Origin of the sequence: Candidatus Liberibacter americanus str. Sao Paulo (genome assembly GCF_000496595.1) — a bacterium.
In the GTDB taxonomy this organism is placed as follows: domain Bacteria; phylum Pseudomonadota; class Alphaproteobacteria; order Rhizobiales; family Rhizobiaceae; genus Liberibacter; species Liberibacter americanus.
In genome coordinates, this window is sequence record NC_022793.1 from 838,670 (window position 1) to 865,463 (window position 26,794).

The window sequence follows — 26,794 nt, forward strand, 5'->3', positions numbered from 1 at the left end:
TTTATATTGATTGCTTGAGCAAAAATAAATTTCAGTTGAATAAAAAGGTTTATTGATTATGTGTGGTATTGTTGGGATTATTGGTAAAGAATCAGTGGATAGACGTTTATTTAAAGCTTTAAAACGTCTTGAATACCGTGGTTATGATTCTTCTGGAATGGCAACAATTAATAACGGAAAAATTAAATGTATACGTTCACAAGGTAATCTTTCTGAATTAAATAAAATTTTATCAGAAAATCCATTGCCAGGTAATATGGGTATTGCTCATACCCGTTGGGCGACACATGGCCTGCCTAATAAAGATAATGCACATCCTCATTGTATTGATGGTATAGCTGTAATACATAATGGAATTATTGAAAATTTCTCTTTTCTAAAAAAAGAGATGATTGATTCAAAAACTGTTTTTATAACTGAAACTGATACAGAGGTTATTGCGTGTATTTTAGCAAAATTCAAAAAAAATGGGTTTAGTAATGAAGAATCAGTAAAGAAAACGATAAAACTTCTAATTGGATCATATGCTCTTGCTATTATTTTTGAAAATGATCCTGATACTATTATTGCCGCTCGCAAGGGACCTCCATTGATTATTGGTCATGGAGAAGGTGAAATGTTTCTTGGATCTGATGTAAACGCATTGGCTTTATTCACTGATAAAGTAACTTATATGGAAGATGGTGATTGGGCTATTATTAAAAGTTCTGGAGTTAAGATTTATGATTCAGAAGGAGTAGAGGTAGATCGTAAGAGCCATATACTACAGATATCTTCTATTCTTGTAAGCAAGGGTAATTACCGCCATTTTATGGAGAAAGAAATTTATGAGCAGCCAGAAGCGATTTCTAGGGTATTAAGTCATTATGTTGACCTTGCTGATAATACAATTATTCCTAGCGTATTTGGATATGACTTTACAAAAATATCAGGTATCTTAGCTTCTTCTTGTGGTACTTCTTATTTGGCAGGATTAATAGGCAAATTTTGGTTTGAACGCTTGGCAGGATTAACTGTAGAAATAGATGTTTCATCTGAATTCCGTTATAGAGATATTAGATATTCTTCGAATTGGGCTTCATTATTCATTTCTCAGTCAGGTGAAACTGCAGACACATTAGCATCTCTTCGAGAAATGCGTAAAAAAGGTTTGATTATTGGATCTTTAGTCAATGTTTTGGAATCAAGTATTGCTAAAGAATCTGATTTTGTGCTCCCGATAAAAGCCGGCCCAGAAATAGGAGTTGCTTCTACTAAAGCTTTTAGTTGTCAGCTTTTAGTTTTATTAATTATGGCAATATATGCGGGAAAAGTACGGGGAGTGATTAGCTTAGAAGAAGAGAAGAAGTTGATTAAATCATTGATTGAAGTTCCTCGAATAATGTTTGATATCCTGCAAAATATTTATTCGAAAATGGAAGGATTATGTTATGATTTAGCAAAGTATCATAGCATATTATATATAGGAAGGGGATCAAGTTATCCTATAGCAATGGAAGGAGCTTTAAAGCTAAAAGAAGTTTCGTATATTCATGCGGAAGGCTATGCTGCAGGAGAACTAAAACATGGGCCTATTGCTTTGATTAATAGAGGTACACCTGTAATTGCTATAGCACCATATGATAGATATTTTTATAAAACTTTATCTAACATACAAGAAGTAATAGCTCGCGGAGGGAATATTATTTTTATTACGGATGAAAAAGGATTAGAGGAAAAAGATTTTTCAACTTTAGAAACAATTGTTCTTCCCCATATGGGAGAGATTATTTCTCCTATTATTTTTTCTTTACCAGTTCAACTCATTGCGTATTATACAGCTGTATTTATTGGAACAGATGTTGATCAGCCTCGTAATCTGGCAAAATCAGTAACTGTAGAGTAAATATCGATATATTAGTGCTGTTTTTATTGATATATCAGATATAAAATGAAAGATAATTATATGCGAAATAAATCAAATAATTCATTTTTTGTAAAAAGTATCAGAAATAATTTTTTAACTGGTTTAGCAATATGTGCACCGACTGCGATAACAATTTGGATTACTTTATCTTCTATTTATTGGGTTGATAGTTTTATAGTACCTTATATTCCCAATCGCTATAATCCAGAATACTATTTTGATGTTTATGTGCCAGGATTAGGACTTTTAATTGTATTAATCTCTATTAGTATCATTGGATTTATTGGAAGAAATCTTATGGGTAAATTTATTATTTCTTTAATTGAATCTATTTTAAATAATACACCAGTTGTAAAAAGTCTTTATAAAAGCACTAAACAGATTTTTAAAACCGTTTTCAAGGAAGATGCAGGATATCTAAAAAATGCTTGTCTTGTTGAATATCCTACTGATAAACGTTGGTCTCTATGTTTTCTCACAACAGATGTTAAAGGAGAATTAAAGGAGAAATTTTCAGAACATAATTTCAATGATATGGTTACTGTTTTCATTCCCCCAACTCCATTGCCAACTGCTGGAATGTTAGTTTTTGTACCTCGCAAAAAAGTTATCATGCTTAAAATGACATCTGAGGATGCTGCAAAAATGCTTATATCTGGAGGTTTAATTATTCCAGATTATATCAAATATGAAAATGAAGAGCAGGGTGATAATAAATATTAATTTCAATAACTATAAAAATAATTTAATAAAATAATATTTATATTTATTATAGGCAATAGTAAAATTATGATCTAAAATCAAGCGATTACATAATGTATGTCTCAGCAAGGCACTAGCTCTCTAAATAATATCTACGATGTTTATCAGCGATAATGTTTGATCTAAAACCCTAAAAAATAATGTTAAAAAACAAGCTAATTACCGCAAATAAAGACCCAATCTCGGCTTGATAAAAAGAAAATATAAATAACCAAAAATGCAAAATAATAATAAATTATCAGCAGCCACATAATAGTATCAAATAAATACCAATCGGCACTTTTATATTTGCATAAGTTCTTGTTTAATCACGTTTTTATATCCATTTATTTAATATATCTTCGACCATCTAAATTAAATAAAAAGTAGCTATAATATGGAAAAAATAAACTATAAATAGCTAAACATCATTCCATTTCTTCCTCAATTATCTTTTAAATCATGAATATGTAAGAGTGTAATCACTTCTTGCTCCTATCGTTATCTTCAAAAGCTACAATCATAAGATCAATTACTGAAAACACTAAAAACAACATGCAACAATTATCCATTTGAAAACCTCCTTCCCCTAAGGAGTTCTTAATATATATGATTGTAAGTACGGAACTATTTTATTATAGTTTCATCGGAGTTGTTGAGTTAAACCACTATGCTTTTTCGATACATCCATAACACGATATCCTAACTACTCACCCTGAGACGTCGGAATATATCTTTTAAAATCAAGCGTTCGGAATTGAAGCGATAAATCAAGTAAAAGTAAGTTAAATTCTCTTGGATTGAGTGAGGTAGATAGATTTCGAACTATTTGGATAGAATTAAGGTATTCATCGTTATCAACAGATGGTAAATAGGTAATATCCATAACTTATAACTGATTGATACCAATATCCGTGTAACATCTTGATTAATCCTTAATAACAACTGGTTTTCTTTATAATCTCGATTTTTTGGCTAGTGATGCTAAATGCTTATGAACTTTAAGTATTGTATTAGGAGAAACAGGCTTTTGTGATATTTTGGGTTGAATCTTGCCTATTTCTAATGAGGTCCCAGCGATCTATGATTTTAGCTACAAGATTGGAGCTATAGCCAGAAATCATAATTAAATATTCTCTCTTCGGAAGACTATAATATTGTTTATCAACAATAGTGCGAATCTTGTTGTTATCAAATTCAAAAGGAATGATATTAGTCATTAAATATCCTTCTGTTTGCTTATTATCTAGGAGTAAAATCTCCTAGAACTATTAAAGGGCTATTTTGTTAGTTGGGTATTAATCTTGTTTTTACTTTGATATCATTTCAATTTTTATCTCGCAGACGCTGCAATATTCAGAACTTTTGCAATTACAGCTATCGTCTACATCAGTACTCTCTATCTCAATTTCGTAGTCTGAGTCACTTTCTGTTTTACATCTTAATAAATCACAACCTGATAATAAGATACTTGCCATGAACGTCGCTGTTATTAAGATATTGTTAATTTTCATTTGATATGCTCCTTTATAATGCTTGGTTAGGTCAAGATTATTTAGTAAAATATCTTAGTATTTCTCGAATTTTGTGAATTTGGCGGATTGTTTCATTCTGGTCCGCTTTATTAAGACGTCCTTTTCTCTCTCTTAGTTTACGAACTTCACAAAGAGCTTCCTTAACAGATGGGAATTCATAATAAAAAGCATCTACCAATAACACAATAGCTTCATCTAAAAAAATATTTCGATAGTTATTGCACACATACTGCCGCAGCTTTTTATCTATACTACTTATCCTATCTTCATATATGCGTAAGGTAATGTGATCTTCCATTTACCCTATATTATAAAAATTAAGTATATTAAGAAGCGGCAAAGACATTTTAATATCTCCTTATATACCAGGCATAATACTGTGTTTTAGACAGATTCCTTTTCCAGGAGAGATATAAAATATTATAAATATTGAGATATCTTCTTAGCTTTCTCGTAAGCTTCAAAGTCTTCAATGCTCATATCAATAAGATCTCTGATTGTTTTGCAGATTTTATATTGGGCTTTAATAACGCTTGGCGGCAGATGCACTTTGCACTGACTAAGACAATAATAAGCGTAATGTAATCCGCTATCATCATGGTTTAAAATGCAAGCTCGAATCCACATGATTGAGGGCATATTCTATGTTGATCTTCGTTTCATTCATGATGGATGTATCCTTTTTATCCCTTATAATGAGAGCGATTCTACCATTTCTAAATCATCATCTGATCAATGTCTACCGGTAATTGATTAAGAACAGCATATATCATTAGGATATAAAGATAGTATGGAAAAAGAAGCTATAAACACTTTAGATTGGGAGACAATAGGATCACGCTTTAAAACAATTGCGTGAATACAAAGGTTTTATGACCGTTCTACAGTTATGGAAAAAACTAATGATCATGGAGTCGCTGTCTATAAATATGAAACTGGTATACAACCAGCCAGTGTTAACTAATCTTTGTTTTTACGCAATGAATTCGGTGCGTCTTTCGATTTATATGATGGCTATAATGTCATAGCTAAAAATCCTCACAATATGGTAGCAATATCAATCCCATAGAAATAGGAAAAAGAATAAAGCACCTTAGAAATAAAGAGGGTATGCCTCTTAAAGATTTCGAGGAATGGATCGGTATATCTTATTATAGCGGTATTCAATATAGAAAAAGGGCGTATAACTCCAGAAATCAAAACCGCGCTTAAGATCAAAATAGCTTTAAACAAGCCGTTAGATTGGATATAATTTGGTTATGAATGTATCTCAATCAACAATAAACCTTATATACCTACAGCCACTAATTATATACCATCCAAACAACTTAAATTTGATTTGATTGTATTATATATAATTTAGCATAAATTATAATTTTTATTATTTATAGTATACATTTAGTATAATAATTAATTAATTAAAACTAGTAAATTGAATAAATCTCTACATTATAGTAATATATCTAAAATAATAAAAGTTTTAAAATACCATTGTATAGTATACAATGTGTAATGATAAAATATAATAAAAATTATTTAATTTTTTAGTATTTATAATTATATTGAATTTTTTAAAGATATTTGTGATGTTTAGTAGAAAAAAAAGATTTTTAAATGATAATCCATTAGGATTTCCTGTTTATACTTATAGCATAAGAGATTTATGCCTTGCTGCTGGTTCTTTATTACTTTTTTCAGGAATTATATTATATATCATAGATAATAATTTGCTTAATACCAAGTTTTTAAGTTACATTGTCGTTATATCATCTATAATTGCTATGGAAGTATCAATTATAAATAAAAGACGTTTTTATATTGAAATGTTTTTATTTATAATCTTCTTATTATCTTCTTTAATTTTGCTTTTAAATTTTAAAAACAGTATAAATGATGTTACTATATTATATGGTAAATCTAATCATATGCTTGAACCTGTGTTTTTTTTGATACAAAAAAGATTATTCATTTGGATATATTTTGGAATTACTTCGATATTATTATATTTATATTTTTTCCGTTATAAAGTAGTTGCTAGTTTATTTATTGGATTTTTACTATCGATATTGGGATCGTTTTTATATTCGATATTTTTACTCCATGATATATATGGATTAATTTTTATAGGTAAATATGGACTTTATTTTATTATGCCATGGATGATTTTAATTTTATTTATAGGTGTTATGTGTGAATTAGAATATTCTTCAAAATATTTTTCATATAAAGAATTATCTATTCTTTTAAATGCAGTTGCATTTCCAATATGTTCTTTAGTACCTTTTTACTCACTGTGTTATTTTGGATATTGCTCGAGAGATATACCTTATATTCAATTATTTTTATTAACTCTGATTTCTTTTATAGCTATTGTATTAGGTATTTTATTTAATAGGGTGTCAGTTATAATAGCTAACGTCATAACTTTATTTATTATTATATATATTTTATATATTTCCTTTCGGCATAGTACTAATTTCGCAGTATCTTTATTAATTTTATATGGTATAATTGCAATAATGCTTAGGTTTATTTGGAAAAAATTTCGTAGCTATTATTCCTTAAATTCTTAGTTTAACTATTTTATTTAAAGTTATAATTATATAATAATGTGCTATACTTTAATGATATTTAAAAAAAATAACAGTATAAATTAGTTTAATATTTATTTTTTCTAAAATAATATAACTTTTTATCAAAATATAATCGATATAATTTTATTTATTATTAAAACAAAGATCATATTAAGTCAAAATAAATGATAAGTATTTAATACGTATATATTTATACTAAATTTAAATCAATAATCATTTTTATTATCTTTTAGCTTCTTTAATGCTTTGCTAGTGATTAACATATATATAACAGCACATATTAGTATTGGAATTATTAAAAGATTGCTATATTTGAAGCCTTGCATAATAAATGGGGCAACAAGAGACCAATCAGCCATTCCCATCCAGCTATTTATAGTTACCAGCTTGATAGCCCAAACGCTACCGAGGATTTCAATAACACCCATAAAGAAACATATTTTTGCTGATGCTCGCCATCCACCATAATGATTAGCAAATACTCCTATGGTAGCATTAGAAAAAAACATTGGAATAAATCCTGGGATTATTAAGGAAGAAAATCTAAATAATATCATTGCAATCAACGTTAATATTTGACCAGTTGCACCCCAAATAAATCCCCATATGACAGCATTGGGAGAAAATTTATAAATTGCGGCACAGTCAATAGCAATAACTGCTCCTGGAATTAGAAATTGAGATATACCACGAAATGCTGCCGTTAACTCCTCTACAAACATCGAAACACCCATCATTATAATAGCAACTCCTGCAGCAAAAATCATGCCTGTTTCTATAATATAAATCGTCCAATGTGTTGTTTTAGCCATTGATTGAATAATATCTGTTCCCAAAGATAAAAGTGCAACTCCCCAGAATAAAATCATTACTATTCCTGTTGCAACAAGATAATTATTAAATAAATTAAGCCATTTAGGAAGTTCAATATCATTAATATTTTCTGATTTGTCTCCTAAATATGGTGCTATTTTATAAGCAAGCCAAGAGGAAAACTGTTGTTGATGTCCAATTGAAAAACCAGCATTTTTTGTAATTTCTTGTGTTGGTTTATACAACATATTCGATGTAATACTCCAATATAATGTCATCAAACACGATGAATATGCTATAGTTTGCCAATCGTTCATTTGTAGAGAAAAATGAAAAAAAACAACCATAAGACCAGCTTGTTTAAACATTACATCTCCGTTTAATACTATGGTACATATACCGGTCATTCTACGAAATAAAACCATGATAATATTTATTATGAAGGCTATCAGAACAGTATATCCAACAAGCCCATATTTATCTCCCAAAGCATTGATACAATCTATCATTGTTATATATGGATCAATAATTGATCCATCTATTTTATAAACCTGAGAAATTTGGGAAATAATATTAGTAGAATTACTTACTATAATATTAGCTCCAGCTCTTATTATAAAAAAACCAATAACATTTTGAATGGTAGAAGAAATTATTGAAGTAATATTTTTGGAGAGCAAGATATTACCTATAATAATCATTATTCCAAACATAAATGCTGGTTTAACTAATATTTGACTATGGAAGAAATCTAGGAAATTAACAAAATAAGACATTCTATCTCCTATTTAGATGATAGATTTAAAAAATATATAATCATATTAAATCTTACTTTTTAATAATTAAAAACAATCCTATATGAGTTAATAATTAAAAACAATATTATATGAGATATTTGCCAAAAATGATATTCAAATATATATTCGGTATTACAATATATGATTAAACTCAGCATAAATTTAATTATCATATTTATGCAAATAATAGTACATTATTTGTCAAAATTTATGTTAAAATTATCCCTTGTATCGTAATAATTATGAAATGGATGTTAATTATTTGTATTATTTTTTAATAAAAGGCTAAAGGATAAGAATAATGTTTGCATATACACTAAAAGAAAAATCATCTGATAAAAATGATTCTTCTTGTTTGTTGCAAAAGGTTTTTGCTGTTGCACCTATGGTTGATTGGACTGATCGTCATTATCGTTTTTTAGCCAGATTATTAACGAAAAATGCTCTTCTATATACAGAAATGATTGTTGATAATGCTATTATTCATGGGGATAAACAGAATTTATTAAGTTTTAGCCATGAAGAAAAGCCTTTGGCTATACAAATTGGTGGTATGGATATTTCTAAATTAGTTAAAGCTGCAAGTATTGCCGAAGATTTTGGATATAATGAAATTAATTTTAATATTGGTTGTCCATCGCCTAGAGTAAAATCAGGATCTTTCGGCGCATGTATGATGTTAGAACCAGATTATGTTGGAGAATGTATAGCAGAAATGAAGTATGCTGTTTCTATTCCTGTAACTGTTAAATGTCGTATAGGAGTTGATGATCAAATTCCTGCAATCGCTATAAGAAACTTAATACGATCAATTAAAAAATCTGGTGTGAATGCCGTATGGATCCATGCGCGCAAGGCTCTTCTTAACGGACTATCAACCAGCGAAAATCGTCATATTCCAGATCTTGATTATGAACTTGTTTATGCTATCAAAAAAGAGAACCCAGATCTTTTTATTGGAATTAATGGTGGAATTGATAACATACAGCAGGCAATAGATATATTGCCTAAGGTAGATGGGGTTATGTTGGGTCGTGTTTCCTATCAAAATAGTCGTATTCTAACTTCTGTAGACGAATATTTTAGTAATCCTTTAACAGGAAAATCTTCATCTTCTCCTATAATAGTTGATAAGGAGTTTTGGAGAAATGTTAGCAATAATATGAGTGTTTATGCTGAGCGATACATATCTGCAGGAGGAAAATTAGGACATATTACTCGCCATATGATAGGTCTATTTCAAGGATTTCCTAATGCACGTCTTTGTCGTCATATTTTGGCTGTTGAAGCTAATCAATCAACATCAACTCATAAGATTATTGAAAAAGCATTTAATATTATGATAGAATCATTGGATTAAAATTACATATAAGCATTAATACTTATAAATAAGCAAGAAGTTAAAAACCTATGTATTTAAACAATATAGATATGTATAGTATTCATATACAGATCAAAAGCTTCTTCTTTGCGCGTGATATCTCGTATATTCTCTAGAAAAGGTATTTCCAATATCATTGACATATTTAATCAAATAAAGAAACTAAAAAATAAAGGCAGAAATTATTGACTTTCATATTCCAATTAGATTTATTCTTATAGCAATATTATTGATCTTTGCTCTGTCTATTTATATAAAAATATAATCTTTCCTGTAGTGATTTATTTCTGCATAAAGAGGCTTGAGATATAAAGTATTTTTCGTTGCCAATATCATATTTTTTTTGTGTAATATCAGATATTGTCTTTTTAGATTTTCAATAGATGTCTTATAATCGAAATTATAAGAGATATTTTAATAATTAAAAATTATTAAAATCCTGCTCAAGAAATACAATGATGAAAATCAAAAAAAATAGATAGCTATCTAGCCTACATACATCAGCAGACTTTTTTAAATATACAAAATACAGTTTTTATATGATCTTCTAAAATTGTCTAGAAATAAGTAAAATTGTTTACGTTGCCAATAATTATATTTTTATATACTTTCTTTAATTATATTTTTATATACTTTCTTTTTTATTCTTATCTTTTTATAAATTGGTTAGTATTTACAATTTTAATATATAAAAATAAAGCGATCAAACATGATAAAAATAAATAAGTTTTATAAATTTCGATAATTATTTATGCATCATAATATAAAAAATAAAAGCAAATTATAGGATGTTTATTGCTTTATCCGCTAATAATATATAATTAAACAGTTTAAATGGTTCATTATAAAATTGTATTCTTAATCCACAAAATATTGATAATTGGTTATAATCATGTAGGTTTTGATGTGAGAGTAAGGGTAGGGGGATTGTTATATCAAAAATAAAACCGGGAAAAATCTAATTTGAGATTTTTCTGAAAGTTTAAGCTAATAGAAAATAACTTAAAAGAATTAATTGCAAGAAAAAATTTTTCTTTTGATATATTTGTTATATAAAACGTAAACGTATTTTCTGCTGATAATTATAATTTACTCTGTCATCTCACATACTGTTTTTTTAGTATGAGAAAAAAAGGTATTAAAGAATATTTATTATCAATAATATTATAAGATTACTTATATTAGTATTATAAAAAATTACTTACATAAGGATAAAAATATTTTACAGAAATTCCTATTTTTTCCTGAAATTATCCAAAGAAACAACTGAAGCTAATGTATCCTTGCTTTTTTTATTACTATGTTGTTTTTTTAGTGGTTTTTCTTTTTTTAAATTATCTGCTAATTCTAATACTGGTTCAGTTTTTTCTGTATCATCTATATTTTCAGCCAGTACATCAAATTCTAATTCAAAATTTACTGAAGGATCGTAAAAACCTTTGATAGCATTAAAAGGAATAACCAATAGTTCTGGTATATTAGAAAAAGAAAGCCCTATTTCAAATTGATTCTCAGATACTACAAGATCCCAAAATTGATTTTGTATTACGATTGTCATTTGTTCAGGGTAACTTTTTCTAAGATTTTGCGAAATACGTACACCACGTACATTTGTCGAAAAAGTTATATAGAAATGATGATCTCCTGGAAGATGTCCTATAGAAGCAGTCTCTGAAAGTACTGTTTTAACAAGACCTCTAAGCGCTTCTTTGGTTAAAATATCATAACGGATGTGGTCGTCGCTCATATAATCAATCTGCCTATTCAATATCAAAAACTAATAATTAGACGACTTTAGATAAAACGGTGTAATTGGTTTTTGCATAAGCCGCCATTGAGTAACATAAAAACATTAATAAATAATCAAATCTTATTACCATATTTTCATATAGAGGAGGCTTTCTGTTGCCAGGTGCCTCCTAACCTCGCCTAACGGTACCACCCATTAGGACTTAAGTTGAGAAAAGTATACTGCTTAAGCAGCAACCCTTAACCCAGGTAAGTTGTCATTTGCAACTATATTTTTAGACCTATAACGGTGGTACAATGCCGAGCGAACTTTCAACCTTTACACTCTTGTCTATCCTATTTCGCCCCCTTAGTATTGAGAAAAATATTTTATTTTCATTCTCATCAAGAATGGTGGAGGCGCCGGGTACCGCCCCCGGGTCCAACAAGCTTATTACGCAGACCATTTATCGCCATAGTCACTTATATTATATATATGACAACGATATTATATATATGTTTTGCTTATATTGGAAGAGAGTAATAAAGAATAAATAATAATATTATTATTTATACATGTAAGGTTGAAAAAAAATGCATCAATATCTTGATCTACTGCAACACATAATGAAATCTGGTTCAGATAGACATGACCGTACAGGTGTTGGCACACGTGGTATATTTGGGTATCAAATGCGTTTTGATTTATCAAAAGGCTTCCCTTTACTAACTACAAAGAAAATGCATCTGAAATCTATCATATATGAGCTTCTGTGGTTTTTAAGGGGGGATAGCAACATTGATTATCTAAAAAAACATGGAGTAAAGATATGGAATGAATGGGCTGATGAAAATGGGGAACTTGGTCCTATATATGGAGTTCAATGGCGTTCTTGGCCTGATTATTGTGGCAATACGATTGATCAAATTGATTCTGTTGTTAATAGTCTACGTACTGATCCTTATTCACGTCGTCATATAGTATCTGCATGGAATGTTGCATTGATAGATAAAATGGCACTACCACCATGTCACTGCCTATTTCAGTTTTATGTTGATAATGGCAGATTATCGTGCCATCTATATCAACGCTCAGGAGATATTTTATTAGGTATACCTTTTAATATTGCATCATATGCTTTATTGACAATGATGTTAGCTAGTATAATAGGATTTCAGTATGGAGAATTTATTCATACTCTTGGAGATGTTCACTTATACAATAATCATTTTGAACAAGCATATGTTCAACTTTCTAGATCTCCTAGATCTTTGCCAAAAATGAAGATTAACCCTAATGTTGTAGAATTATCTTCATTCCAATACAATGATTTTATTTTAGAAGATTATGATCCTTATGAAGCCATTATTGCGAAAATATCTGTATGAATACATTACCTGAAACTATCATTATTGCTGCTGTTTCTAGAAACAATGTTATTGGATCTAATGGGAAAATGCCTTGGAAAATTTCTTCTGATTTAAAGCGATTTAAATACATTACTTTGGGAAATTATATAATTATGGGCTATAAGACGTTTAGATCTATAGGAAGAACTCTGCCTAATAGATTAAACATAGTAATAACGCGTAGTATAATCCATAAATCGATTTTAATACAGCAGGGTATAGAGGTTGCTGATTCTATACAAAATGCTTTTGATATTGCCTCAAAAGCAGAAAATAAAAAAATATTTATAATAGGTGGAGGAGAGGTTTATGCACAGACTTTAGATTTAGTTGATATGCTTTTAATTACGCATGTTGAGGCTGAAGTTGAAGGGAACGTCTTTTTCCCTTTTATTGATCCATGTATTTGGCAAAAGCAAAAAGATGAAATTTTACATCCAGCAGGAAATGGAGATTCTCATGCTACTAGATTTTTAACCTATAAACGTCGTATTTTGTTATGATTAGATTTCAGTCTTTTAATAAACAATTTAAGTTGACATAGTCAATTCATATATTTATATTCGCATTCGGTTTTATATATGACTTTTATTTAACATGATTAATTGAATTGATGATAGTATTTTGCTCATAACTTTAAAAATATTGTTGCAAGTTAATTATTATATGTGTTTTTTATAATCGGATAATTACTTACACATGATTTTTAATTAAAGTGGTATATTTTTTATGAATAGGAAGTTTGATTTTATTTATCCTATATCTTATTATGGTGTTTTTTTTGTCTTATTGATTGGGGCTCTTTTTTTATCTCAATCTTTCTATCTAGTCCAACCATATGAGCGGGCCGTTGAACTACGATTTGGCAAAGCAAAAGATGAAATTTTTCTCCCTGGTTTGCATTTTATGTTTTGGCCAATAGATACAGTTGAAATTGTTAAAGTCTCAGAACAACAGATCCGTATAGGAGGAAAATCATCTAATCGATTTTCAAGCGGTGATTTAATTTTGACCGGAGATCAAAATATTGTAAGCGTACATTTTTCTGTTTTATATTCAGTTAATGATCCTAAATCGTATCTATTTAGTTTAGAAAATCCTGAAATCATATTAAAACAGGTATCAGAAAGTGCGATACGAGAAGAGGTAGGTAAAAGTCTCGCTTCAGATATATTTCGTAGCAATCGTCATAAAATATCATTAAATGTTAAATCAATAATACAAAAAGCTATGGATTATTATAGATCCGGTATATTAATCAATACTGTTTCTATTGAAGACGTTTCACCTCCTCGTGAAGTAGCTGATGCTTTCGATGAAGTACAACGCGCAGAACAAGATGAAAATCGTTTTGTTGAAGAAGCTAATAAATATAAAAATCAAATACTTGGTAAAGCAAGAGGTGAAGCCTCACATATTCGTGAATCGTCTATTGCATATAAAGTGCGTGTTACTCAAGCAGCAGAAGGAGAAGCTGATAGATTTTTATCTATTTACGATAAGTATTTAAATTATCCTGATTTGCTTAGAAAGAGAATATATTTAGAAACTATCGAGCATATTTTAAAGGAAGCAAAGAAGGTTATAATTGATAAGAAACAAGCTGTTTTGCCTCATTTACCTATTAATGATATGTTTTCTTATACTAATAAACAACCAATGGATGGAAATAAGTGATGCCGCAGAATAGGTTTCTTGTCATCTTTTTATCAATTATATCTTGTATATTAGGATTGTTATTTTTTTCATTATTGATTGTTGATGAACGTGAACAAGTAGTTGTAACTCGGTTTGGTAAAATTAATTCTGTTTACACAAAGCCTGGTATATACTTTAAGGCGCCATTTTCATTCATGAATTTTGATCGTGTTAAATATATTCAAAAACAGATAATGCGCGTTAATATTGATAATATGAGGGTTCAGGTATCTGATGGAAAGTTTTATGAAGTCGATGTTATGATGAATTATCGTATAATTGATCCTATTTTATTTTGTAGAACGGTGTATTGTGATCGTATCGTAGCTGAATCTAGATTGATCACCCGTCTTGATGCTTCTCTACGACGTGTTTATGGTTTACGTCATTTTGAAGAGGCTTTATCAAAACAACGTTCATCTATGGTCGCTGAAATAAACGACGATTTACGCATAGATTCGGAAAATTTAGGGATTAAAGTAGAAGATGTTCGAATATTACGCAATAATCTTACAAAAGAGGTTTCTCAACAAACATATGATCGTATGAAATCAGAACGCCTTGCAGAGGCTGAGTCTATTCGTGCAAGAGGAAGAGAAGAAGCACAAAAGCGTATATCTATTGCTGATCGCGATGCAAATAATATTTTATCTGAAGCACGTCGTTATTCAGAGATTAATTATGGACAAGGTGAAGCTGAAAGAGAACGTATATTATCTAATGCTTTTAAGAAAAATCCTGAATTTTTCGAATTCTATCGTTCTATGAAAGCGTATAAAGATTCTCTAAGTTCTTCGAATACGTTATTAATCCTTTCTCCTGATTCTGATTTTTTCAAGTACTTTTATGCTTATCAAGATAAATTAAAAAAATAGAGTTCTTAGTTCATAAAATATAAAGCGTTTATAAAAATTATTTTTAGCTATATATCATATATGTTTTTATCCGTTATAAATTAAACGAGTATGTAGATATAGATAGATATGCATATTGTGATAAAATAGGATTTAAATGAAATAATTTTTATGATAACGTAATACTATTTCTGCGTTAATTAAGTTAATACATTATTTATTAATAATACATTAAAATCTTTCCTTCATAGTATTTAATAGTTTAATGTATATAGTTTTATAGTATTATTGATAGTATACTAAAAATTATCTATTATAGATCATTTTTAATAAATATATTTTCTATTAAAATAATTTTAATAAATATATTTTCTATTAAAATAATATGAGATTAGTCATATTGTTGTAGGTAATATTATTAATAAAATATTTCATTATACATTCTTACATATAATTAATAAAGCATAGGATTTGATTTATGAGTGATAATTATGGCAAAAAGAGCCATTATGATGTTCCTTTCGAAAAATACTAAAGCTATATTTATAACTGGACCAACGGCAAGTGGTAAGTCATTTCTTTCTTTGGATTTAGCACGTAAATTCAACGGTGAAATTATTAATGCTGATAGTATGCAAGTATATGATACTATCAAAATTCTTACTTCTCGACCTTCAGATAAAGATATACAAGATATTAATCATTACCTTTATGGGCATGTTTCTGTTAGAGATACTTATTCTACTGGAAAATGGTTACGTAGTGTTATTAAAAAAATTGCAGAAGTGCAGGAAAAAGGTTGTTTACCAATAATAGTAGGGGGAACAGGTCTTTATTTCCGTGCATTAATTGGAAATTTTTCTACGATGCCAAATATCCCTATTAACATTAGAAATGATATTCGCGAAAAGTTGAAAAAATACGGTTCACATATTATGCATGATGAATTGTCTAGAATTGATCCAATTGCTTCAAAAAAAATAAACAATTCAGATGGTCATAGAATTGCGCGTGCTCTTGAAATTTTTATGTTTTCAGGTAAATCTATAACAGAATTTTGGAAAGAATCTTCAAATCCTGTAATACCGGTTAAACATACATATAAAATTATAATTCTTCCTAAAAGATGTGAATTAAAAAAAAGAATAAGTAAACGCTTTAAACAAATGTTAGATACAGGAGCTATAGATGAAGTAAAAAATTTGATGGCAATGAATCTAGATCCTGATTTACCAATAATAAAAGTAATAGGCGTTAGACATATTATTTCTCTTTTAAGAGGAGAAATAAGCTATGAAGACACATTAGAAAAAGGAATCATAGCTACAAATCAATATGCTAAAAGACAAATTACTTGGTTTAATCATCAATTAAATGATGATTGGCATAGGATATCTTGCGTATATGATATAATTTAAAAAGTTGTGTATTAATATCAATTTGTTTGATCATATAATGATATTATTGCAAACATATTTCAACTAATAGAAAATATAATTTTTAAATTTTTTAGCAAATTATATTTTCTATTAGTTATGATACCTTATGCTTGTATATTAATTTAATAATACTATAATAATTCCTTATTTATAAGGTAGTCAATTTATGCTTTGGAAGGATGGCCGAGAGGTTTAAGGCACTGGTCTTGAAAACCAGGGATGGGAAACTGTCCGTGGGTTCGAATCCCACTCCTTCCGCCATTATCAAGTAAAATCAATGATTTATACAAAAGTAATGCTAAATGTGAATAATAAATATTTCATAAAGCGTGTAGTCTTACTTTTTTGCGTATTTTACATAAAAGATGCTATTCTTTTAGCATCTTTTATATGCAAGTTTCTTTGTATTAAAGTCTTTTATATATAGTTCAGCCATATCTGTTTTTAATCATCCATATATCGCTATAACTTCATGTGGACTAGTCTCAGCATTTGCTGCAATTTCCTTTTTCTGACTTCTTATTTTTTATTTCAATATCTTTATAATTATAATACTTGTCTATACTATAATGTAACATAAAATAAATAATCAGTTATTATTTAACAATATTTTATATTATAATTTGGAAATATTATTTATATGTATAATAGAAAATTCATACGGCATAGATTGGGTAACTTTGCTCTGATCACTGCTATTATTTTACCTCTAATAATTATTTTATCTGGATTTGTAATTGATATTACACGTGCCAATTATACAAAAGGAGAATTAAGTCAAATTATAGATCAGTCCCTTCTAAGTACATATTCACATATGGTTTTTTTACATAGAGTTATTGCACATGATGAAATCATACTTATTGCAAGACATAATCTTGAAGTTGAGCTAAAAAATTATTTTACCAATAAAGATGCGTATGATATTGCAAAGTATGCAGATATTTTAGTGAATAGTTATAATACGGATCACTACATTTCAATTACTGTCCATTATAAAATGCCTAAAAGTGCTATCAATATATTTTTAGGAGCAAATCATGAATTTATTGAAGTAATGAGCCATGCTTCCATTATATTGCATTTAGATGTTGTGAATAGTCTTAGTGCTTTATTCATTATAGATGTTTCTGGATCAATGGGTGAATGTGCTGATGGAAGCTGGTTTTTTTGCAGCCATTTATCAAAACTAAAAGTTGTGAAGCAGTCCATTATTCAATTTCTAGATATAGTGAGTGATTATTACGATTCCCATCACTTGATTACAGGGGGGATATCATTTGATGAAAAGATTAAAGATATATTTCTTATGTCATGGGATGTCGAAAATCTCAAAAAGGGTATAAATAGTCTTGTGCCTTCTACTAATGGGTCTACTAATACTTATCCTGCTATGAAAAAAGGATATGAGATGATAAATGAGATTAAATTTAGCGATGCTAATAGACATAAAAATATTATCGTATACACAACAGATGGTGAGGATAATTTTGGAAGATCCGAAGATGCTATCAATATTTGTAAAAAAGCAAAAGCAGATGGAATAGAACTTTTTGTGATATATATTAGTTCTAAAAATTATAGTAGTAATAGATTGTTAAATGAATGCTCTTCTAAAGGGCGTTTATATTTTGCCAATGGTATTAATGGTATTAGAAATGCGTTCTTTGAAATTGCCAAATCAGTAAATCAAAAGCATACCAAATTTGTTCAATAAAAATATGATTTTAATTTTTATGTTTTTTGATGTGAAGATTTCCTAATTAATGAAATCTGACAAACTAAAAAATGTAAATTCTATTGATTTGCAATTAAATATAAACTAAATTAAATAGCATTATATTAATTATCATTTTACATTTATTATCATGTCAGGTCTAGAATTATGAATAGTATCCAAAAGATAGTATTGTCAGGTGTAATTTGCAACATGATTGTATGGTATGATCTAACTCTGTGGGGATTGTTGGGATGCATATCTAAAGATGTTTTCTTTCCTTCAGCAGATCCTTATGTAAGTACAACCAGGTTTCTTGGTGCTTTTGCGATTGGCTTTGTTGTTAGACCGCTTGGGGCATTAATTTTCGGTTATATGGGAGATAGATGTGGCAGGAAGAACATTTTGCTTATCTCCGTAATTATTGTTTCGATATCATCAACTGCAATTGGTTTTATACCAAGCTTTAAAGATATCGGTTTTATTTCTACCTTACTGCTATTTATTTGTAGAATATTACAAGGAATAGCTGTTGGTGGAGAGTCAGGCGTAAACTAAATTTTTTTAATGGAACATTCAATAGACAAGAAAAATCTAGGTTTTTTAGGTAGTATGAAGGCGTTTAGTGGTGCTCTTGGTTCTATTCTTTGTGTTATAGTGATATATATCTGTCAAAAATTAACGGGTGATAATTATAATATTTGGGGATGGCGATTGACTTATTACTTCTGCTTTATTATGGGTATAATAGGATTTTCAACAAGATATATGACGGAAGAAACTGTAGCTTATAAATTGCAAGATAAAAATAATAACTTATCTCTCACTCCATTTTTAGAATTAATCAGTGATTATAAAAAAGTATTTATGATAGGAATAGGATTAGGCATGGCACAAAATGCGATTGTTTATTCGGTATTGATGTTTTATAACATGTCTTTAAAGGAGCTTATTGTTTCGGGCATCGACATTAGGAATGTGATAAGGATTGTTGTAGAAATTGTATTCGCATCATCTGCGGTGATTTTCGCAATACTATCTGATAGAATTGGAAGAAAGAATATTATGGTTCCAGTATTATTATTCTTTTCTTTTATCTCTCTCCCAATACTTTCTCTATTATCGTCTGAAATTCAATATGTTGTGGTTTTCTCCTATTTATTACTAAGTATACCTTTAGGTGCATCTTTTGGAATATATAATTCTATTGTATGTGAATTATTTCCAACTAAAGTTAGATGTATTGGATTAAGTTTAGCTCATAATATATCTGCGGGAATATTAGGTGGCATATCTCCGGCAATATGTACTTGGCTTATAAAAAAATCCGGAACAAACATTGCAGCGGGTTTTTATCTTACTACCTGTGCATTAATTAGCTTGATATGCATGCTTCAAATCAGAAAAAAAGATAGCAAAATCGATTGGTAAAATCTTTTTATTTTAACAAATATTGATTTAATTGATATTCCCAATAATACTAAGTATTATTGGGAATATCAAACCGTCCTTTTTAAGGATTGATTCCATGAGATGGTATAAATAATGTTTATGTGATTTCATAAACATTAAAGAAGATTTGCTTATAGCTAGCAGATGCCTAAAATTAATATAATTTTTGATTAAGTATCTATTAAAAACTAATAGGTTGATGATGGTTATATTTAAAGTATTATTATGCTACGAATTACCATTATTTTAATAAAACTTACGATTAATATAAATTTTATAGCAAAAAGTCGGCGATGATCGCATGATCCGCTTTGATTATATTTTAAGATATTTGCCTTTAAAAAGATAAATATCCTAAAATTAATATTTTTATAAAGTTCAATAGAGATAAAGTGTTATATTTTTTAAATTATTAATGATTACGCACGTATTATTGATTTTATTAAAAATGGAAGAAAAACATCTCCATTTCTTATCATTGATCTTGATGTCGCTTGTAAAAATATGAGACTGTTTCAGCAATTTATGTCAGTAATAGACATTTATTATGCGTAAAAGCTAATCCTAATTCTGCTATTCTAGAATTATTAGGAGCAATGGGATCTTGTTTTGATTGCTCTGCAATAAGAAAAATTGAAAAGGTGCTAGAGTAGCTATTAAAGCAAATTGTATTTCTCATGGTAATAAGATCAAGAAAGAAGCGGATATCGCTACTGCTTATGCTAAAGGGATTAGTTTATTTGCTGTAGATAGTTTTGGATAAGTTGCAAAAGTGTCTCGTTCTGCTCCTAGCTTTCAAATTTTTTGTCGTATTCTTTTTGACGGCAAAGAAGATGATTAGAAAAAGGAATAATAGCTACAAATCAATATGCTAAGAGACAAATTACCTGGTTTAATCATCAATTCAATGAGGATTGGCATAGGATATCTTCTATATATGATATAATTTAAAAATTTATGTGTTAGTATCAATTTGTTTGATCAAATAATGATCTTGTTATCTTGTTGCAAAAATATTTCATATGATACACGATATAATTTTATAAAAAATTTAAAATTATATTTTCCATGAGTAATGATCAATATGATCATCTTATTCTTGCATATTAATTTAATAATACTATAATAAGTCCTTATTTATAAGGTGCTCAATTTATATTTGGAAGGATGGCCGAGCGGTTTAAGGCACTGGTCTTGAAAACCAGAGATGGGAAACTGTCCGTGGGTTCGAATCCCACTCCTTCCGCCATTATAAATGACTTATATAAAAGTAAGATTAAATATTAAAAATAAATAACTTATAAAGCTATAGTATTATCTTTTTACGTATTTTACATATAATATGTTATTCCTTTAGCATCTTTATATGCAATTTTCTTTGCATTAAAGTCTCTTGTATATATCTAAATCACATATCCGCTTTAAACATCCATACATCACCATAATTTCATATGGAGTAGCTCAGTATTTGCTATAATTGCCTTTCTAACTTTCTCTAAACCAAACGTAGGAAAATACAGAGAAGGGGAAAGGTGCTCATCATAAGTGGTTATAAAAATAAGTGGTTATTAAAAAATATCTAGGTATATTGTCTACTGAATCTAATCAGATGTTTAAAAATATTTTTCAAAAATAGGAAAGCGACTTTGGTTTTTTTTAAATCCCAATGAGACGGTTATGACTAAAACTAATATCAGTCCTTCCGTCATATAATTTATAATAAGGCAATAGAAATATTTTAATTCTTAACGAGAAAAAAAACCTTTAAAATAATTAATTTGGGCAGAAGATTTGTTGAATAAATCCAACAAAGATAACTTAGTGCCACTTAATGAAAGTGTTGATACTTCAGGTAATTTTTCATTATATAAGTCATATTGATCACTTTGAGATAATAGTAAGACTGATTGATCAGTTCTTTTTACATTATCTGTATAAAAAAATCTATATAAAAATTGTTGTACTTTTTTAGGGTCTTGAAAATCTTTTATGTTAATTTTTTTTGTCAATATATCAATTTGCTTTTTCTGATTTAAAGATGAAAAGTGTACTGGTAAGTTACAAACTTTTGAAACTACATTAAAAATATTTTTATCAGATAAAATTTCATATGTACTATTTATAGTTGGTATAATCCTACTAAAATAAAGAGCTAATTCCATATCTGGATTTTTATCTTTTACTTCGTCTTCAAGAATTTGATTTTTATAAGATTCTATGGTCTTGTTTATATGAAAATAGTTCTGTATTTTTCCATTATTTTTATATATTTTTTTGTTTATTGAATTAAATTCAAATGAAAGCATTATTTCCTTATATCTTTTATCCTTATATTGGTTAACAAAGCTTTTTGGATCTGCTAAATCAGATTTAAAAATACGTTCTAAAAATGATTTTGATACTTTTTTTGAATCAATTCCTTTAGAATCTAGTATAATATGCATAAGATCTTTATCTGCTATAAGATTTTCAAAAGAATCAATTTTATCAATATTATTAATATAATAATCTACATTTGAACGTATATTTTCCCCTATCTTAATTTGTCCTTTTTTAGAAAAAATAACTTTATCATTATTGATATAATCATTATTTTTATTCTTAACATAACCTGCGATATAATCCTTCTTAGTTAATGGCAAATGGGCCATTGGCATTTTTTTAGGATTACCATTCTTATCAAAATTAAAATCAAGATTAAGATTTATAAACCTCTTGTCTTTATGCTTGTTTATATAACTATTAGGATCATTAGGATCACTAGTAAGGACATCACGCAAGACATATTTATATGTATCTTTATCTATATCATATGCTCTTAAAGCAACTTCCAGAGGGGTTATCTTATTATTATTGATAGATAATTTAGGGCTTGAGTTTAAAAAATCATCTACAGAACCAAAAGTTGGCAATGTTTTTATATAATTTTCTATAGAAGAACTAATATAGTCATTACGCAACTTATGACAATTGTCATTGTATAATTTTAGAATCTTTTTAGTCTGTTCAGTTGTTTGAATTCTATTTCCAATTTTATTAGGATCATGGATTTGGAAAAATTCTTTTATATTAAGACTACCTGAATTTACAAGTTTTAAAAAATATTTAGAGCTAGTTTTTAAATCTATCGACAAAGATATTTTAATGATTTTAAAAAGTATTGGATCTTCTACCAACTTTTCAATTGATGAAATAGAATTAATATTTGATTCGTAATAAAAACGATCATTGGCAATGTTTTTTTCTGGAACAAAATATGTTTTACGGTCAAGATATTTATTAATGATATTCTCTATCTTATTTTCTGTTAAAGCACTATTTTTATTATCAAAATAACCATCTGATTTAAAATTAAAATACTCCGCCATTTGGCGCATATGTTTTTTACCATATTTTATGAGAAGATTTTCTATATTATTGTTATAGTGAGTTAGATTTCTTCTTAAAAAAGGAATAGATATATGATTTGTATTTATATCAAATGCATTTAACACGTAATCTAGAATTTTTTTATCAGCGATCAATTTATCTACAGAATTGATTTTAGAGGCGTTTTTACGAAAATATTCACTTTTTTCATAAGCGCTTTCTTCATTTAATTGATAAGAATTTTTATATTTTGATATTAATCTTTCTTGTTGTATATTACCCTGGATAACCTTTGGGGGATCAGATAATGAAAAACTAAAAGATTGTGCAAATTTTCTAAATTTACTACTATTAATATTATTACTACTATTAACAAAACTTTTAATATCTTCAGAATTGCTTTTTAAAATCTGACGTATCATTGATTTTTTATTAAATAAATCTGATAAACCGTAAGCTTTTAGAGCGTATCGCAATAGCCTATTATCTTGGAGGAATTCATCAATTGTTGATATTTCTTTAATTCTTTTTTTGTAGTAATCATCTTCGATTAATACGGAACGTCGCTTTGAAATTTCAGAAATAAGTTTATCTTTGGCATTATATAAACCCATAGGCATCAGTTCGCCAGTTTGCGATATCATCGAATTATCCCAATACTTTTACGAAGATATCCAAACACAAAACAAGCATCCAAGTAATAATTATAATATATTTATCTCAATATGTCTATAAAAATTTACAATTACATATTGAATCATTTTTAAATATATTTTCGATTTTAATCAAAGGATAAAAAATTATAATAAATAATAACTAGAATTTCATAACCAAACTTGTGGTAAAATGTTTTTTATTACTTAAGTGTAAGTTATTATGATAATTTTATATGGAATAAAACAGCACTAAATAATAAGTTAAATTACTCTTCTTTGATCATGCCAAGAGCACGCAAGTAAACATCTAAAATTTGTTCTTCTTCAATCCATTCTTGCTCGTCTTTTTTCCTCAATGAAATAATTTTCCTTAAAGCTTTTATATCAAAGCCTGTTGCTTTAGCTTCGCTATATACTTCTTTTATGTTTTCAGATAATACTTTCTTTTCTTGCTCAAGACGTTCAATACGCTCAATAAAACTACGCAATTGTTCTTGTGTATTATTTTGAATGTTATCAATCATAATTTCCTCAGTAGTAAAAAGACCATCAAAAAGATATATGTGCATTATTAATTTTTATCCATTGTATTAAGCTAAAAATAAAGTGCAATAACTGAAGTTATAAATTATAAATTATTTAATAAAAAAATAATTAAACGCTGTTAATATAAAAATATATTATTTGTACCAATTTACACCTATTGTTATAATTAAAGTTCCATAATATTTATTATGCGACATTCATGTTAATCGTGAATGGCATAATGATTCTATTTGATCGTGTAATAAAATGGTAATGAAAGGGCTTTTTATTATGTCGAATTATGAGATCTTTTTTCACTTATGTTCTGTTGTCTATATCGTTTATAACGAGATAAGAAACAGACATACATTTAGTCAAGTTTTTGATCGTGTCTGTGATCATTTTCGTTCTTCCCGAGTTTATTTAATTACTGACGTTAAGTCTAAAGAGAGTTCTTCTCCTGATAACGCGAGCGCAAGCGTTATTAAGGAGGAGTATAGGGATCCTGCTGTTCGTTATAAATTTATAACTAACAGTAAGGACCCGTAGTTTTCATATTTTAGAGGAGATTGTTAGATGGCGAAGGATGATATTGAAGATGGTTTTCAGGCATTGCCTGGTGAGTTAGAGAGTGATGATGAAGCTGAAGACGAAACAGAAGTTGAGTCTGAGGCTGAACCTGAGCCTGAGTTTTTAGCTCCACAACCTGATATGAGTGAGTGTCGTCATTATCTTGAGGATTTAGTTGGTTATGTTACTAAGAATGTTCTTTCACCACCTCCAGGTAGTGGCTCTGATAACCCGCTTGCTTTTCTTCATAATGCACATAGTTATCTTCAATATGCTTTAGAGGATGTTGAAGAACAGTTGGTCAAGCATTTTGAGGTTAATCATTTTGAGGATCCTCGTTAGTTATGGCACGTTTGAATAGGCTTCAACGTGCTGCTTTGGAGGATTATGATATTGAGCTTGCTCAAGGTGACTTACACCGTTTTGCAGACGGTGTTCATTGGCCTTCTGAGGTTTTAGATGAACATAAGCGTGAAGAGCGTATTAGGCGTGAGTATTATAAGTTTGTTCGCCGTGCTTTTTTTAATCAAGCCGGTTTTATTAGTAAGCTTAGTCCTCGTATTTATTTGCATTCTGAGCTTGTTCGTCGTCTTCGTAGGAAGGGCTATCGCCCTGATCTTATGATTAAGGCATTTGTTTTTTGTTCCCGTAAATTAAAGGAGACTGTTTAATGGCATATAGAATGTCTAGACGCCCTTTTAATAGGCGTTTTTCCACTTATAGACGTCCTTACTACGGTAGTCGTAGTTATGGACGTTCTAATTTTAGGACCTATTATCCTAATAGGGCTTCTGGCTATCGACGTTTTAATAATTATAAACATTATCAATGCCAGCAATAACCTGAGATGAACTAAATGGTTTATCCTTTCCAGTAAGCTTCTTATATGCATAAGAACCAGCATCAACACCTATAGGATTAATATTAATCAGGTCTTTTAGAAATGCGCTTAGCAAAATCACCAAAAGTTCCAATATACCTATCGGTAACTTCATCCCATAAATAATTATCCATAGCAGTAACAAGATCAAAATCCTGAAAATATTATACAACAACATCTAACATCTCCAATCTAGAAATAGTACGACGACACCACTTGCAGTCTCTTCCTTTCCAACGAGTATCTGACGAGTTAAATCGTCATACCAACGCTTAATAACCTCATCTATCTGCTGAGGAATACCATAAGCTAAAAAATTAAATCTAAAGGAAAGAATCAAAACTTTGAACAGCTAAAGACATAATTAATCAAAAATTTAAGAATCAAAAAAAGAACTCTACTCTAAAAACTCTAAAAAAAATGTAGCAGAAAAATATATGAATATAATAGACGAAAAATATAACACTAAGTGTGCAATACTTAATTGCCCACTAGAAGAAAAAATAAAAATATTAGAAATAGGCAAACAACACAGAGAAAAACTTACAAAGGCTCTTCCAAACAAAATAAAGATAGAAAAAGAATATCATAATCTAAGGTCATTATATGATCCAAAAAAAGCAAAGGGATACTATTACCCACTAAGGAATTTTCAATTCTTGAAAATAATCTAAGAACTAGGTTCAAGCAACTGGGGGATAGAAGTCAATGATAATCCCCTCCCCCATA

The 26,794-nt window shown here is 28.7% G+C and carries 25 protein-coding genes, 2 tRNA genes, 1 other RNA gene and 2 pseudogenes; 20 read left to right on the forward strand and 10 right to left on the reverse strand.

Annotated elements, in window-relative coordinates:
- The first annotated feature begins 58 nt into the window (after positions 1-58).
- A complete protein-coding gene (gene glmS / locus LAM_RS03585; RefSeq protein WP_007557373.1) occupies positions 59-1,885 on the forward strand; it encodes a glutamine--fructose-6-phosphate transaminase (isomerizing) in 1,827 nt (608 codons plus the stop codon).
- 60 nt (positions 1,886-1,945) lie between these two features.
- Entirely contained in the window at positions 1,946-2,629 is a 684-nt protein-coding gene (locus tag LAM_RS03590) for a DUF502 domain-containing protein (protein WP_023466343.1), read from the forward strand.
- A gap of 724 nt (positions 2,630-3,353) precedes the next feature.
- Here LAM_RS03590 and LAM_RS05310 read toward each other — a convergent pair.
- The 3 genes from LAM_RS05310 to LAM_RS03600 form a co-directional block, all read right to left on the reverse strand.
- Positions 3,354-3,533 carry a hypothetical protein gene (locus LAM_RS05310; RefSeq protein WP_023466344.1) on the reverse strand — a complete coding sequence of 60 codons (180 nt, stop codon included), beginning with the start codon at positions 3,531-3,533 and terminating at the stop codon, positions 3,354-3,356.
- A 424-nt stretch (positions 3,534-3,957) separates the two neighbouring features.
- The gene (locus LAM_RS05320) at positions 3,958-4,161 is read right to left on the reverse strand and encodes a hypothetical protein (protein WP_023466346.1); all 204 of its coding nucleotides are present in this window, start codon (positions 4,159-4,161) and stop codon (positions 3,958-3,960) included.
- 37 nt (positions 4,162-4,198) lie between these two features.
- Positions 4,199-4,480, reverse strand: a complete 282-nt coding sequence (locus LAM_RS03600) for a hypothetical protein (protein ID WP_007557371.1) — start codon at positions 4,478-4,480, stop codon at positions 4,199-4,201.
- 309 nt (positions 4,481-4,789) lie between these two features.
- On the opposite strand from LAM_RS03600, the gene LAM_RS05405 reads away from it, so the two are divergent.
- Both LAM_RS05405 and LAM_RS03605 read left to right on the forward strand, forming a co-directional pair.
- A complete protein-coding gene (locus LAM_RS05405) occupies positions 4,790-4,939 on the forward strand; it encodes a hypothetical protein (RefSeq protein WP_023466348.1) in 150 nt (49 codons plus the stop codon).
- Positions 4,940-5,768: 829 nt separating this feature from the next.
- Positions 5,769-6,755 carry a hypothetical protein gene (locus LAM_RS03605; protein ID WP_007557337.1) on the forward strand — a complete coding sequence of 329 codons (987 nt, stop codon included), beginning with the start codon at positions 5,769-5,771 and terminating at the stop codon, positions 6,753-6,755.
- A 227-nt stretch (positions 6,756-6,982) separates the two neighbouring features.
- Here the strand turns inward: LAM_RS03605 and LAM_RS03610 are convergent, their stop codons facing one another.
- The gene (locus tag LAM_RS03610; RefSeq protein WP_007557336.1) at positions 6,983-8,365 is read right to left on the reverse strand and encodes a PTS transporter subunit IIC; all 1,383 of its coding nucleotides are present in this window, start codon (positions 8,363-8,365) and stop codon (positions 6,983-6,985) included.
- Between the two features lie 322 nt (positions 8,366-8,687).
- On the opposite strand from LAM_RS03610, the gene dusA reads away from it, so the two are divergent.
- Complete coding sequence (gene dusA, locus LAM_RS03615) at positions 8,688-9,746, forward strand: tRNA dihydrouridine(20/20a) synthase DusA (RefSeq protein ID WP_007557334.1); 1,059 nt, start codon at positions 8,688-8,690, stop codon at positions 9,744-9,746.
- 1,255 nt (positions 9,747-11,001) lie between these two features.
- On the opposite strand, the gene LAM_RS03620 is transcribed toward dusA, so the two are convergent.
- Together LAM_RS03620 and ssrA are read right to left on the reverse strand one after the other, a co-directional pair.
- Positions 11,002-11,514, reverse strand: coding sequence for an SspB family protein (locus tag LAM_RS03620; RefSeq protein WP_007557332.1), 513 nt, complete (start codon positions 11,512-11,514; stop codon positions 11,002-11,004).
- Positions 11,515-11,657: 143 nt separating this feature from the next.
- Positions 11,658-12,035, reverse strand: a transfer-messenger RNA (tmRNA) gene (ssrA, locus tag LAM_RS05250).
- 54 nt (positions 12,036-12,089) lie between these two features.
- Between ssrA and LAM_RS03625 the strand changes: the two genes are divergently transcribed.
- From LAM_RS03625 to LAM_RS03665, 10 genes and pseudogenes are all read left to right on the forward strand, one after another.
- Positions 12,090-12,884: a thymidylate synthase gene (locus LAM_RS03625; protein ID WP_007557331.1), complete on the forward strand. Its 795-nt coding sequence runs from the start codon at positions 12,090-12,092 to the stop codon at positions 12,882-12,884.
- Complete coding sequence (locus LAM_RS03630; RefSeq protein WP_007557330.1) at positions 12,881-13,408, forward strand: dihydrofolate reductase; 528 nt, start codon at positions 12,881-12,883, stop codon at positions 13,406-13,408. Before LAM_RS03625 ends, LAM_RS03630 begins: the two co-directional genes overlap by 4 nt.
- A 226-nt stretch (positions 13,409-13,634) precedes the next feature.
- Positions 13,635-14,582 carry an FtsH protease activity modulator HflK gene (gene hflK / locus LAM_RS03635; protein WP_007557329.1) on the forward strand — a complete coding sequence of 316 codons (948 nt, stop codon included), beginning with the start codon at positions 13,635-13,637 and terminating at the stop codon, positions 14,580-14,582.
- A complete protein-coding gene (gene hflC / locus LAM_RS03640) occupies positions 14,582-15,478 on the forward strand; it encodes a protease modulator HflC (RefSeq protein WP_007557328.1) in 897 nt (298 codons plus the stop codon). The genes hflK and hflC overlap by 1 nt, the downstream gene beginning before the upstream one ends.
- Positions 15,479-15,948: 470 nt before the next feature.
- Complete coding sequence (gene miaA, locus LAM_RS03645) at positions 15,949-16,875, forward strand: tRNA (adenosine(37)-N6)-dimethylallyltransferase MiaA (RefSeq protein WP_023466350.1); 927 nt, start codon at positions 15,949-15,951, stop codon at positions 16,873-16,875.
- A 194-nt stretch (positions 16,876-17,069) separates the two neighbouring features.
- Positions 17,070-17,157: transfer RNA gene (locus LAM_RS03650), tRNA-Ser, on the forward strand.
- Positions 17,158-17,536: 379 nt separating this feature from the next.
- Positions 17,537-18,613 carry a vWA domain-containing protein gene (locus LAM_RS03655; RefSeq protein WP_007557325.1) on the forward strand — a complete coding sequence of 359 codons (1,077 nt, stop codon included), beginning with the start codon at positions 17,537-17,539 and terminating at the stop codon, positions 18,611-18,613.
- Between the two features lie 213 nt (positions 18,614-18,826).
- Positions 18,827-20,044: pseudogene (locus LAM_RS05450) on the forward strand (MFS transporter).
- Between the two features lie 864 nt (positions 20,045-20,908).
- Positions 20,909-21,016, forward strand: a pseudogene (locus LAM_RS05325) (tRNA (adenosine(37)-N6)-dimethylallyltransferase MiaA); the annotation flags it as partial.
- Positions 21,017-21,226: 210 nt separating this feature from the next.
- Positions 21,227-21,314: transfer RNA gene (locus LAM_RS03665), tRNA-Ser, on the forward strand.
- 496 nt (positions 21,315-21,810) lie between these two features.
- Here the strand turns inward: LAM_RS03665 and LAM_RS03670 are convergent.
- Both LAM_RS03670 and LAM_RS03675 read right to left on the reverse strand, forming a co-directional pair.
- Entirely contained in the window at positions 21,811-24,078 is a 2,268-nt protein-coding gene (locus LAM_RS03670; protein ID WP_007557323.1) for a DUF1217 domain-containing protein, read from the reverse strand.
- Positions 24,079-24,356: 278 nt separating this feature from the next.
- Positions 24,357-24,614, reverse strand: a complete 258-nt coding sequence (locus LAM_RS03675; RefSeq protein ID WP_007557322.1) for a DUF2312 domain-containing protein — start codon at positions 24,612-24,614, stop codon at positions 24,357-24,359.
- 292 nt (positions 24,615-24,906) lie between these two features.
- Here LAM_RS03675 and LAM_RS05330 point away from each other — a divergent pair, with 292 nt between their 5' ends.
- From LAM_RS05330 to LAM_RS05410, 4 genes are read left to right on the forward strand one after another with little or no spacing between them, the layout of a single operon-like run.
- A complete protein-coding gene (locus tag LAM_RS05330) occupies positions 24,907-25,164 on the forward strand; it encodes a hypothetical protein (RefSeq protein WP_007557321.1) in 258 nt (85 codons plus the stop codon).
- A 27-nt stretch (positions 25,165-25,191) separates the two neighbouring features.
- Positions 25,192-25,527 carry a hypothetical protein gene (locus LAM_RS03680; protein WP_007557320.1) on the forward strand — a complete coding sequence of 112 codons (336 nt, stop codon included), beginning with the start codon at positions 25,192-25,194 and terminating at the stop codon, positions 25,525-25,527.
- A 2-nt stretch (positions 25,528-25,529) separates the two neighbouring features.
- Entirely contained in the window at positions 25,530-25,856 is a 327-nt protein-coding gene (locus tag LAM_RS03685) for a hypothetical protein (RefSeq protein WP_007557319.1), read from the forward strand.
- Positions 25,856-26,026, forward strand: a complete 171-nt coding sequence (locus LAM_RS05410) for a hypothetical protein (protein WP_187287991.1) — start codon at positions 25,856-25,858, stop codon at positions 26,024-26,026. Before LAM_RS03685 ends, LAM_RS05410 begins: the two co-directional genes overlap by 1 nt.
- Here the strand turns inward: LAM_RS05410 and LAM_RS03690 are convergent.
- Positions 25,992-26,180: a hypothetical protein gene (locus tag LAM_RS03690; protein WP_144079411.1), complete on the reverse strand. Its 189-nt coding sequence runs from the start codon at positions 26,178-26,180 to the stop codon at positions 25,992-25,994. The two genes, LAM_RS05410 and LAM_RS03690, sit on opposite strands and share 35 nt — an antisense overlap.
- 63 nt (positions 26,181-26,243) lie before the next feature.
- Positions 26,244-26,405, reverse strand: a complete 162-nt coding sequence (locus LAM_RS05415; protein ID WP_187287992.1) for a hypothetical protein — start codon at positions 26,403-26,405, stop codon at positions 26,244-26,246.
- Between the two features lie 97 nt (positions 26,406-26,502).
- On the opposite strand from LAM_RS05415, the gene LAM_RS03695 reads away from it, so the two are divergent.
- Positions 26,503-26,739: a hypothetical protein gene (locus tag LAM_RS03695; RefSeq protein ID WP_007557317.1), complete on the forward strand. Its 237-nt coding sequence runs from the start codon at positions 26,503-26,505 to the stop codon at positions 26,737-26,739.
- Positions 26,740-26,794: the final 55 nt, after the last annotated feature.

What these genes read in the sequence shown, in the direction of transcription:
- glmS (WP_007557373.1), top strand. Translation starts at nt 59, where the DNA reads ATGTGTGGTATTGTTGGGATTATTGGTAAAGAATCAGTGGATAGACGT.
- LAM_RS03590 (WP_023466343.1), top strand. Translation starts at nt 1,946, where the DNA reads ATGCGAAATAAATCAAATAATTCATTTTTTGTAAAAAGTATCAGAAAT.
- LAM_RS05310 (WP_023466344.1), bottom strand. Translation starts at nt 3,533, where the DNA reads ATGGATATTACCTATTTACCATCTGTTGATAACGATGAATACCTTAAT.
- LAM_RS05320 (WP_023466346.1), bottom strand. Translation starts at nt 4,161, where the DNA reads ATGAAAATTAACAATATCTTAATAACAGCGACGTTCATGGCAAGTATC.
- LAM_RS03600 (WP_007557371.1), bottom strand. Translation starts at nt 4,480, where the DNA reads ATGGAAGATCACATTACCTTACGCATATATGAAGATAGGATAAGTAGT.
- LAM_RS05405 (WP_023466348.1), top strand. Translation starts at nt 4,790, where the DNA reads ATGCAAGCTCGAATCCACATGATTGAGGGCATATTCTATGTTGATCTT.
- LAM_RS03605 (WP_007557337.1), top strand. Translation starts at nt 5,769, where the DNA reads ATGTTTAGTAGAAAAAAAAGATTTTTAAATGATAATCCATTAGGATTT.
- LAM_RS03610 (WP_007557336.1), bottom strand. Translation starts at nt 8,365, where the DNA reads ATGTCTTATTTTGTTAATTTCCTAGATTTCTTCCATAGTCAAATATTA.
- dusA (WP_007557334.1), top strand. Translation starts at nt 8,688, where the DNA reads ATGTTTGCATATACACTAAAAGAAAAATCATCTGATAAAAATGATTCT.
- LAM_RS03620 (WP_007557332.1), bottom strand. Translation starts at nt 11,514, where the DNA reads ATGAGCGACGACCACATCCGTTATGATATTTTAACCAAAGAAGCGCTT.
- LAM_RS03625 (WP_007557331.1), top strand. Translation starts at nt 12,090, where the DNA reads ATGCATCAATATCTTGATCTACTGCAACACATAATGAAATCTGGTTCA.
- LAM_RS03630 (WP_007557330.1), top strand. Translation starts at nt 12,881, where the DNA reads ATGAATACATTACCTGAAACTATCATTATTGCTGCTGTTTCTAGAAAC.
- hflK (WP_007557329.1), top strand. Translation starts at nt 13,635, where the DNA reads ATGAATAGGAAGTTTGATTTTATTTATCCTATATCTTATTATGGTGTT.
- hflC (WP_007557328.1), top strand. Translation starts at nt 14,582, where the DNA reads ATGCCGCAGAATAGGTTTCTTGTCATCTTTTTATCAATTATATCTTGT.
- miaA (WP_023466350.1), top strand. Translation starts at nt 15,949, where the DNA reads ATGGCAAAAAGAGCCATTATGATGTTCCTTTCGAAAAATACTAAAGCT.
- LAM_RS03655 (WP_007557325.1), top strand. Translation starts at nt 17,537, where the DNA reads ATGTATAATAGAAAATTCATACGGCATAGATTGGGTAACTTTGCTCTG.
- LAM_RS03670 (WP_007557323.1), bottom strand. Translation starts at nt 24,078, where the DNA reads ATGATATCGCAAACTGGCGAACTGATGCCTATGGGTTTATATAATGCC.
- LAM_RS03675 (WP_007557322.1), bottom strand. Translation starts at nt 24,614, where the DNA reads ATGATTGATAACATTCAAAATAATACACAAGAACAATTGCGTAGTTTT.
- LAM_RS05330 (WP_007557321.1), top strand. Translation starts at nt 24,907, where the DNA reads ATGTCGAATTATGAGATCTTTTTTCACTTATGTTCTGTTGTCTATATC.
- LAM_RS03680 (WP_007557320.1), top strand. Translation starts at nt 25,192, where the DNA reads ATGGCGAAGGATGATATTGAAGATGGTTTTCAGGCATTGCCTGGTGAG.
- LAM_RS03685 (WP_007557319.1), top strand. Translation starts at nt 25,530, where the DNA reads ATGGCACGTTTGAATAGGCTTCAACGTGCTGCTTTGGAGGATTATGAT.
- LAM_RS05410 (WP_187287991.1), top strand. Translation starts at nt 25,856, where the DNA reads ATGGCATATAGAATGTCTAGACGCCCTTTTAATAGGCGTTTTTCCACT.
- LAM_RS03690 (WP_144079411.1), bottom strand. Translation starts at nt 26,180, where the DNA reads ATGAAGTTACCGATAGGTATATTGGAACTTTTGGTGATTTTGCTAAGC.
- LAM_RS03695 (WP_007557317.1), top strand. Translation starts at nt 26,503, where the DNA reads ATGAATATAATAGACGAAAAATATAACACTAAGTGTGCAATACTTAAT.